This is a genomic window from Archangium sp. (assembly GCF_036388035.1).
Classification (GTDB): Bacteria; Myxococcota; Myxococcia; order Myxococcales; family Myxococcaceae; genus Archangium.
On sequence record NZ_DASVSO010000493.1, the window covers coordinates 1 to 8,609 of the forward strand.

9 protein-coding genes, 1 tRNA gene and 1 pseudogene are annotated in these 8,609 nt (G+C 67.4%); 6 read left to right on the top strand and 5 right to left on the bottom strand.

The window, feature by feature from the left end; translation table 11 throughout:
• From rpoD to VF697_RS19900, 3 genes are all read left to right on the top strand, one after another.
• Positions 1 to 1,204 (top strand): RNA polymerase sigma factor RpoD (rpoD, locus tag VF697_RS19890; protein WP_331097294.1); only part of this gene is annotated, 1,204 nt, incomplete at its 5' end.
• A 73-nt stretch (positions 1,205 to 1,277) separates the two neighbouring features.
• Positions 1,278 to 1,616: an MGMT family protein gene (locus VF697_RS19895; protein WP_331097296.1), complete on the top strand. Its 339-nt coding sequence runs from the start codon at positions 1,278 to 1,280 to the stop codon at positions 1,614 to 1,616.
• 94 nt (positions 1,617 to 1,710) lie between these two features.
• A tRNA-Ile gene (locus tag VF697_RS19900) sits at positions 1,711 to 1,783 on the top strand.
• 200 nt (positions 1,784 to 1,983) lie between these two features.
• On the opposite strand, the pseudogene VF697_RS43530 reads toward VF697_RS19900, so the two are convergent.
• The 5 genes and pseudogenes from VF697_RS43530 to VF697_RS19925 all read right to left on the bottom strand — a co-directional run.
• Positions 1,984 to 2,151, bottom strand: a pseudogene (locus VF697_RS43530) (tyrosine-type recombinase/integrase); the annotation flags it as partial.
• 146 nt (positions 2,152 to 2,297) lie between these two features.
• Entirely contained in the window at positions 2,298 to 3,464 is a 1,167-nt protein-coding gene (locus tag VF697_RS19910) for a PD-(D/E)XK nuclease family protein (RefSeq protein ID WP_331097298.1), read from the bottom strand.
• On the bottom strand, positions 3,464 to 5,863 hold the full coding sequence (locus VF697_RS19915) for an ATP-dependent helicase (RefSeq protein WP_331097300.1): 2,400 nt from the start codon (positions 5,861 to 5,863) through the stop codon (positions 3,464 to 3,466). The genes VF697_RS19910 and VF697_RS19915 overlap by 1 nt, the downstream gene beginning before the upstream one ends.
• A gap of 672 nt (positions 5,864 to 6,535) precedes the next feature.
• Positions 6,536 to 6,901: a cupin domain-containing protein gene (locus VF697_RS19920; protein ID WP_331097302.1), complete on the bottom strand. Its 366-nt coding sequence runs from the start codon at positions 6,899 to 6,901 to the stop codon at positions 6,536 to 6,538.
• A 155-nt stretch (positions 6,902 to 7,056) separates the two neighbouring features.
• Positions 7,057 to 7,263: a cold-shock protein gene (locus VF697_RS19925; protein WP_331097304.1), complete on the bottom strand. Its 207-nt coding sequence runs from the start codon at positions 7,261 to 7,263 to the stop codon at positions 7,057 to 7,059.
• Positions 7,264 to 7,502: 239 nt separating this feature from the next.
• On the opposite strand from VF697_RS19925, the gene VF697_RS19930 reads away from it, so the two are divergent.
• From VF697_RS19930 to VF697_RS19940, 3 genes are all read left to right on the top strand, one after another.
• On the top strand, positions 7,503 to 7,988 hold the full coding sequence (locus VF697_RS19930; protein ID WP_331097306.1) for a periplasmic heavy metal sensor: 486 nt from the start codon (positions 7,503 to 7,505) through the stop codon (positions 7,986 to 7,988).
• A gap of 36 nt (positions 7,989 to 8,024) precedes the next feature.
• Entirely contained in the window at positions 8,025 to 8,273 is a 249-nt protein-coding gene (locus tag VF697_RS19935; RefSeq protein WP_331097308.1) for a hypothetical protein, read from the top strand.
• Between the two features lie 15 nt (positions 8,274 to 8,288).
• A partial coding sequence (locus VF697_RS19940; RefSeq protein WP_331097310.1) for a response regulator occupies positions 8,289 to 8,609 on the top strand: 321 nt, incomplete at its 3' end.

Here is an 8,609-nt window from a genome sequence, read left to right on the forward strand (position 1 = left end):
CCGCGACTTCGCCAAGCTGTCGGACATGCAGGACGCCCGCATGGCCGCGACGCTGAACGAGGACGGAACCTTCTCCGCGGCCGAGGAGGCGACCTACCAGAAGCTGCGCTCCGAGATCGTGGCGCTGGTGAACTCGCTGCACCTGCACACCAACCGCATCGACGCGCTGATCGACCAGCTCTACGGCATCAACAAGCGGATCATGACCATCGATTCGGCGATGGTGAAGCTCGCCGACCAGGCGCGCATCAACCGGCGCGAGTTCATCGACGAATACCGCGGAAGCGAGCTCGACCCCGCCTGGCTGGACCGCATGGGCCAGAAGGCCGGGCGCGGCTGGCAGATGCTGATCGAGCGGTCGGCGCCGAAGATCGAGGAGCTGCGTGCCGAGATGGCGGCGGTCGGCCAGTATGTGGGCGTCGACATCAGCGAGTTCCGCCGCATCGTCCAGCAGGTCCAGAAGGGCGAGAAGGAGGCCCGGCAGGCCAAGAAGGAGATGGTGGAGGCGAACCTCCGGCTCGTCATCTCCATCGCCAAGAAGTACACGAACCGCGGGCTGCAGTTCCTGGACCTCATCCAGGAGGGCAACATCGGCCTGATGAAGGCCGTGGACAAGTTCGAGTACAAGCGCGGCTACAAGTTCTCGACCTACGCCACCTGGTGGATCCGTCAGGCGATTACGCGCGCCATCGCGGACCAGGCCCGCACCATCCGCATCCCGGTGCACATGATCGAGACGATCAACAAGCTCATCCGCACCAGCCGCTACCTCGTGCAGGAGATCGGCCGCGAGCCGACGCCCGAGGAGATCGCGGAGAAGATGGAGCTGCCGCTCGACAAGGTGCGCAAGGTCCTCAAGATCGCCAAGGAGCCCATCTCCCTGGAGACGCCCATTGGCGAGGAGGAGGACAGCCACCTGGGCGACTTCATCGAGGACAAGAGCCTCGTGTCGCCCTCGGACGCGGTCATCAACATGAACCTCGCCGAGCAGACGCGGAAGGTGCTCGCCACCCTCACGCCTCGCGAGGAGAAGGTGCTGCGCATGCGCTTCGGCATCGGCGAGAAGAGCGACCACACCCTGGAGGAGGTCGGCCAGGACTTCGAGGTGACCCGTGAGCGCATCCGCCAGATCGAGGCGAAGGCGCTGCGCAAGCTGCGCCACCCGAGCCGCTCCAAGCGCCTGCGCTCCTTCGTGGAGAACTAGCAGCGCCCTGACGTAAGAAGAAGCCCCCGCTCCATTCCTGGACCGGGGGCTTCGTCGTTTCAGGAGGTCCGCCATGGCCCAGCGCGGGACGGCACGCAAGAGCGCACGCGGGAAGGCGGCGCCCCGGCCAGACAAGCCCCCCGCCTTCCCCGAGGCCGTGCGCCGCGCGGTGCGCGCCATTCCCCGGGGCGAGGTGCGCTCGTACGCGCAGGTGGCCCTCTACGCGGGGCGGCCGGGAGCGGCGCGCGGCGTGGGGCGGGAGCTGAAGACGTTGGAGAACGTGCCCTGGTGGCGCGTCATCCGCGCGGACGGGACGCTCGCGCCCCCCGTGGCGGTGGAGCAGGCCCGGCGGCTGAAGGCCGAGGGCGTGCGCCTGGAGGGCCAGGGCACGCGCTGGCGCGTGAGTCGCTGAACCTCCCGCGCGGACACCCTCTTGCGCCCGCGCGGGGTGCGCGATAGTTCCCTCGGTCAGAACGGTGCTTCGGCACCGTCCGTGCGTGGCTCGAGGGCCCTTAGCTCAGCGGTTAGAGCTGTCGGCTCATAACCGATTGGTCCCTGGTTCGAATCCAGGAGGGCCCACTCCCTGTAACTCCGCCCCGTGCCTCGGGATTTTCCTCCGGGGCGCGGGAGCGGAACCCCGCACCTTCCGAACTCCGCACCACCGGCGCACCATGCGGGCCGCCCACGGCCAGCGGGAGCACCTCGGCAAGGGGCTCCTCGGCTGGCTGGAAACTGAGCTGCTCCAGGCCCGCGCGTATGTCGTCAACGTCGAGGTGTCCGTAAACGCCCGCCGTGATGGTGGGCGAGGAGTGCCCGAGGATGCGCTGCACCACCGCCAGCGGCACCCGCGCCTTGAGGAGCAACGTGGCCGTGGTGTGCCGCAGGTCGTGGAAGCGGGTGGTGCGCGGCTTGGGCGAGGGCCACAGCGTGAAGCCGCAGCCCGCCATGGAGCAGCGGCGCACCTCGGAGGAGGCCGAATGCTCGACGTGTCCGCAGCGGCGGCACTTGAGCCTGCTCCTCCCCAGCCACACCTCACCAGGGCAGCGCGGAGATGGGTCCTGCGGTCACCTCGTTCCGAACGCGACGAGAGACCCTATGGGGTATCCGGGGCGGAAGGCTGATAGCCCGGCTTGTTACGAGCGGCGGCGGGCGACGGGCAGAAGTGACGAAAGTCACAAGCGTCGCAGGTCGAATCCTCTCCGCACGCTGGCCAGTGGGCCATGATCTTCCCGTGCTGGGCCTCTCGCGCGACGCACGACTCTATGTCAACGACGACCTTGTCGAACGCGGCGAGCGCCGCGGTCATGCTCGGATTGGTGATGGGCACCGCTCGGATGGCGCGTTGCATCCGAAACTCCAGGGAGAAGGTCGGAGTCTGCGCGCCGGGAGACCACGTCCTCAGCAGGTAATCGTCGCGAGAGCCCGGCACGGGCTGCACGTCCGTACGACCGTGCTTGACGTCGCGTTGGAGTTCGACGAGGCCGGTTTGACCGAGCGCGAGCTCGTTGATGTAGATCAGCACGCCTGCTACGACCGGAGCCGCGCTCGGCTGCTTCGAACGAAGCCACGCGTACATCTGCAGCTGCCAGTCACCCTGCTTCCAGTACGGATGAGCCGTCGAGGGACGCGCCGCGCCCTTGTAGTCAACGATGATCTCGGCACCAGACGGCAGGTTGGGAACCACTGCCCTCACCGCGTCGCAGATCGCGTTGCCGCCGGTGGCGCCTACCGTCACCGAGGACAGCACGTCCATGATCCCGTGGAGTTCGTACATCCGGGCGCGCCCCTTCATGCCCGCAGGCATGGTGAGCGGGCGCGTGCCGATGACCCGCTCCTCGGCTGATTGCACCAGCGGGAATAGCTGGGGGCCAAGCTCGTTCACCGCTCGTTCGGCGCGCTCGTAGGCGCTGTCGCGCAGGTCTCTGCTCCTGGGGTTCTTCCCCGCAGCGGCGAGCGTCGCCTCGACGACGTCTCCGATGACGCCGATGTCGTGGGCCGCGCGGTTGGAAGGAGGGGCCGCGTTGTAGGGCGTCTTCGAGCAAGGCCAGGGGAACGGCGGTTGGCTCGACTTCCAGAGCCGGTAGGCCGTCTCCATGACGCCGTGGATGAACTCGCCGAACCACATCTGCACGGGTCTCGAGGGCGGCAGGGCGCTGCCGCTCTGGTAGCGGTACTGCAGCCCGCAGCGCATGAACGAGAGGAGATCTCCCGTGAGGGAGTAGTTGGGAACCAGCTCGCGCTCTCGGCGTCGCTCCAGCATCAGATCAACTCCAGGGGAATCGCGTTGGCCATGCCGGGGGGCCTCCGGCCCGAGTAGGGGGTTGCCCAGGGCCAGGAGCCGTCCCGTCTCCAGAACGTGGCGATGTTGTGGATCGTGGTCGAGTACTTCAAGCAGGGGTCTAGGCCCACGAGGAGGAGCACCGATTGAGGCCTGCTGTACGCGACGTAGTAGAGCCGGATGAGATCCTCGTAGGTACGTTGCAAGGGCATCCGTTGCTGCCGGAGTGCGCCGACTGCGCAGGTAGGCGCCAGATCGTCTTCCATCTCGGCGACATTGCTCGGCTGGTCGGGAAAACGCTTGAAGCGATTCTTCGCGTGGTTCGTCTTGAAGTCGGAGGCGACGTCCACGATGACCAGCGGGTACTCAAGCCCCTTCGCCTGGTGGATGGTCATCAGCGAGAAGCGATCCCGTGGCACCGCCGGCATGATCTCCTCGTCGACGTCGATCAGGCTCTCGGCAAGCGGCACAAAGATGTCGCGCAGGGCACTCTCCACGCTGCGGCGGTCGTGAATCCCCGAACCGACGAGGACGAGCGACTGGTAGGGCGAGAAGGTCGCGGATTGACTGATAGCGCGCGTCACCGCCTCAAGGTGCACCTGCCCCTCGGGATCGTCCCGGAGACGCGGGAGCCACGAGAGGAGCTTGAAACACAACTCAAGGACGGGCCACTCGCGCGGCCAGGCGGCGGTGGACTGTGACTGGCGGCGTCCCCAGGCCGTGACGAACGCCGAGAGGCCTTGAGGGTTGGTCGGAGGCGGGGTCGTGGCGGCGTATTGCGCGTACGCGTTCCGGAACGTATCGAGGTGTTGCTTGGCTTCAAGGCGCAGGCGCATCGAGGCCTGCACCGTCCCGGCCGGATCCAGGCACTCAAGCATCGCGCCGATCAACTGCTGGATGTCCGGGATGTCGCGCAGGGCCTGCCCCCGCGGATTGAAGACGTGGATGTTCCGGGAGACCAACTCCTGCCGCAGGAAACAGGGCAGGCGAGGCCGGGGCGGCTGCCCCATGAACCCGGCTTGATACTCGTTGACGGAGTGGGCCAGCAGCACGGCATCGCCGAAGTCACCTCCGTTCGGATCCCGAGTGATGGTGACAGGCCCCGCTTGGAACTGAACGACGCGCCCGTTCCCCCGGAACACATCGTCGAGGAACGACGCGAGATCCGCCGCCAGCGTCTCGGCCTTGTCGCGGAACATCCCCAGGACGGGCACACCCTTCGAGGGCAGCCGCGCTTGGATCGCCGGCTTCGGGGGAGCGACCCGCGCCGGGCGGAAATCGGGATCGTTGTCGATGAATGAGTTGAAAAAGGTGACGAGCTCGGGCGTGGAGCGATAGTTGAGGAAGAGGTCGAGGCGCTGAGCGTTCGTGCCGGGAACGGCGCTCGCGAGCCGATTCCGGAAGTCCCGGAAGAGTTCCACCGTCGCGCCGCGGAAGCGATACAGCGACTGATCATCATCTCCGACGACGGTGAACGACGCGTTGCACTTCCGGAAGAGCTGGAAGTAGATGCTCTCCTGGAGCAGGTTCGTATCCTGATACTCGTCGACGAGAACGGCGCGGAGTCCGTCCGTGAACCTGTCGAGCCGGTTGGCGGAGAGCCGGTCGAGGAACGCCTTCTCGAGCAGGGCGAAATCCAGGCGATTGTTGGTGCGCAGGTTTTGGACGTAGGCCTCGTACCCGCGCGTGAGGAGATCGCGGGCGGAGGTATGCGTCGCCAGCGTCCGGAATCGCTGCAGGTCGATGACGTCGTGCGAGAAGCGGTCGAACAGCGGGCGCACGGTCTTAACGAGCTCGGCCACGTTCGAGGGGCTCGTCCGATCGAAGGTGAAGCCCGCGAGGTACGCCGCCACATCCGGATCGATCGTGCCGCCGTTGTAGACCGTCCCGGTCAAGCCCCGGCGGTGCATGAGCGCGTTCGCCGCGAAGCCCTCCAGCAGGACCGGCGCGGCGTCCGTGGGCGCGCGCAGTCTCCGCAGCACATCCTCGCAGACGCTGTCGAGCGTTCCCGTCAAGAAGCGGTTGACGTCCACCTTCGCCAGGTGCGCCTTGAGGCCGGAGGAGCCGTGCGCCCGGAGGTGATCGACGAGGAGGAAGCCCCACTCGATGAGCCGAGTCCGGAGCTCGTCCGCAGCCTTATTCGTGAAGGTCGTCAGGAGGATCTGCTCGGGGAGTAACCCATCCACGAGCACGAGTCGCAGCGCGCGGACTACGAGCACGGTCGTCTTCCCGCTGCCCGGACCGGCGACGATCTGGAGCGGAACGTTCGCAGCGTGATGGATACACTGCTCCTGCTGGGGATCCGGCGGCTGCGAGGCAAACCGAGGGATGACCTTGCGGAGCGTGGGGATGAGGTCGTTGAGGGGCAGCACGGTCTGCATCAGACGGGAGAGGAGCCACCAAGGTACGGCACCAGCACCCCGTGACAAAGGAAAAAGCCCCCAAGTCCCAAGGACTTGGAGGCTCTTTGAGCGGGCAAGCTTGGCCACCTCCCACTACGAGCTCGCGGCCTTTTTGTCGTAACTGCCGGAGGCGGCATGAACGCGGCGAGCGTCCAGGTGTTGGCGGTGCGAATCGGCTGCCCCTACGGGGCCTCCGTGGTTGTGTGCCTTTACGGTGAGACGGTCACGACCTGCAAGTGCGGGCAGGTCTAGCGAGCCAAGACGGCCCTGTTGCTGAAGTCGGACCCGGCCGTGGCCGCGGAGCCGGCGTGCATCGTGCTCAAGGGGGTGAGCCAGTGATCCGGGCGACCAGCGGCAGCACATGCGTCACCAGAGCGTCGCGGTGCCGCGTCTCTACCTGAGCATCGGCGGGGCCACCGGCCGCACCAGGATTCGCACCACCGGCGCACCACGGCCAGTCGCACGCAGCGGTGGAAGCGGTGCCAACCGACACCGCTGCCGACCCGTGGGGAACCCCACTTCTTTCCGCAGATCGCGGGCCGGTGACAGGGGCGGCGAGCCCCTGCCAACCCGCTCCCTCCCGGCTCATCACCGATTGGTCCCTGGTTCGAATCCAGGAGGGCCCACTCCCCTTCCCTCGCACGGTGCTGCTCAGGCCTTGGCCTCTCCCGTGGGGCTCTTCTCGTCGCGCCCGTGCACTCCCGCCGGCGGGCTGGTGGCCTCCACCGCGGTGAACGCCTCGAGAATCTTGTACGTGTGGCTGGCGCCCTTGGGCACGAGCCACGAGTCCCCGGGGTTGAGCAGCAGCACCTGTCCCTCCAGGTGCAGCTCGGCGCGGCCCTTGATGACGTAGCCCACCGTCTCGTAGTCACGCGCACTGGGGGGCAGGGGCTCTGCCGGCTGCTCGTTCTCCCACAGGCGCATGGAGACCCGGATGCCTCCGGCCAGGTACTTCTGTCCCATCTGCCCCTTGGGGGAGAAGTGGGAGTCAACCTTCTTCACACTCGTGTCGCCCATCTTGGCTCCTTCGCGCACGCTGGCGGTTGTCCTTTGCCGGACAAGGTAAGGAGCGCCGGGCCACACGGACCCCGCAATGGAAACGCCCGCTCTCTCCTCTGGGGTGAGAGCGGGCGCGAAGGGGATGATGGCCCGAAGGCCATCGCGTTACAGCCTCACCCCGCGGTGCGCACGTTCTGTGCTTGCAGTCCCTTGGGGCCGCGCGTCACCTCGTACTGCACCTTCTGGCCCTCCTGGAGAGAGCGGAAGCCATCCATGTTGATGGCGGAGTGGTGGCAGAAAACGTCCTCGCCACCGTCATCCGGCGCGATGAAGCCAAAGCCCTTCGCGTCGTTGAACCACTTCACAGTACCCGTAGCCATGCACATCCCTGCTTTCTGCGGACTGCCGAACGGACATCCCGGACATGGGGATGCCAACACCCCGAACCCAGGGGTGCCTGCGAGTACCAACGACCCCCGCGGACACCCCATTCCTCCCTGCCACCTTCACACTTCTTCATAAGTACTGGGCGCCCGCTTCACACCCCCCCCGTACCTTCTACACCAACCGATGGATGCCGGGTCCTTGACCGCCCGGCCGCTCACGGAAGGAGCAGCACATGTTCGGATTCGTCTTCGGAACCGCCTGCCTGGCCGGCCTCCTCTACACCCTGCGGCGCGGCCGCTGGCACCACCGCTACGGTGGACCCGGTGGCCGCCGGAGCTGGCGCGGCCGGATGCGCTGGCTCTTCGAGCGCCTGGACACCTCGCCCGGCCAGGAGAAGGTCCTCGTGCAGGCCGCAGATGACCTCACCGAGTCCTTCGAGAAGATGCGCGACGAGCTGAGCGCCACGCGCGCCGCCATCGCCCGCTCCCTGCGCGGCGAGACGTTCGACTCGGCCAGCCTGCGCGAGCTGGACGCGAAGCATGACGAGCTCGTCGACAACCTGCGCAAGACGCTGCGCACCTCGCTCTCGAAGATCCACGAGGCGCTGGACGCCAGGCAGCGGCGCGAGTTGGCCGACCTGCTCGAGCATGGCTGGGGCTACGGCTACGCCCGAGGCGGGTGCGGCGGCGGCTGGCGCGGTGGCTACTCGCGCTGCTGAGCCGTCCTCCACCCCGACACAGGAAAGGAACCCACCATGCGCCGCCGCGTTCTCATCGCCCTGCTCGCCTTCGGTACCCTCGCCGGCTACTCCTCTGGCTTCGCCAGCCTCTACCGCTGGCACCGCTACGGCTCGCCGTACGGCGGGTGCCACCACGGGCGGGGCTACGATTACAACTACAACTCCCACAGGGAGCGGTGGGCCCCGCCTCCCACCGCGACGCCCCCCGCGCCCCAGGCCCAGGCGCCCGCCATCGACGCTCCGGCCGAGCCCGGCCCGCGTTAGAGTCGGACCCCGCCCATGGCCACCCGCGTCCTCCTCATCGACGATGACACCCGGATGTACGAGCTGCTCGCGCAGTACCTCGGGCAGAACGGCATCACCGTCTCCCACGCGCCCGACGGAGGACGCGGGCTGGCCGCGCTGGAGGCCGGCGCCTACGACGCCGTGCTGCTCGACGTGATGATGCCGGGCATGGACGGCCCCAGCACTGTCCTCGCCCTCCGGGAGGACCCGGCCACGCGCGACATCCCGGTGATCTTCCTGACGGCCAAGGTGGGCGGTGACGGGCATCGGCAGTGGGAACACCTGGACGTCTCTGGTGTAATACCCAAGCCCTTC

Excerpts from the sequence above, each read along its gene's own strand:
- VF697_RS19920 (WP_331097302.1), bottom strand. The coding sequence starts at position 6,901 with ATGGGCGACACGAGTGTGAAGAAGGTTGACTCCCACTTCTCCCCCAAG.
- VF697_RS19895 (WP_331097296.1), top strand. The coding sequence starts at position 1,278 with ATGGCCCAGCGCGGGACGGCACGCAAGAGCGCACGCGGGAAGGCGGCG.
- VF697_RS19910 (WP_331097298.1), bottom strand. The coding sequence starts at position 3,464 with ATGCTGGAGCGACGCCGAGAGCGCGAGCTGGTTCCCAACTACTCCCTC.
- VF697_RS19925 (WP_331097304.1), bottom strand. The coding sequence starts at position 7,263 with ATGGCTACGGGTACTGTGAAGTGGTTCAACGACGCGAAGGGCTTTGGC.
- VF697_RS19930 (WP_331097306.1), top strand. The coding sequence starts at position 7,503 with ATGTTCGGATTCGTCTTCGGAACCGCCTGCCTGGCCGGCCTCCTCTAC.
- VF697_RS19935 (WP_331097308.1), top strand. The coding sequence starts at position 8,025 with ATGCGCCGCCGCGTTCTCATCGCCCTGCTCGCCTTCGGTACCCTCGCC.
- VF697_RS19915 (WP_331097300.1), bottom strand. The coding sequence starts at position 5,863 with ATGCAGACCGTGCTGCCCCTCAACGACCTCATCCCCACGCTCCGCAAG.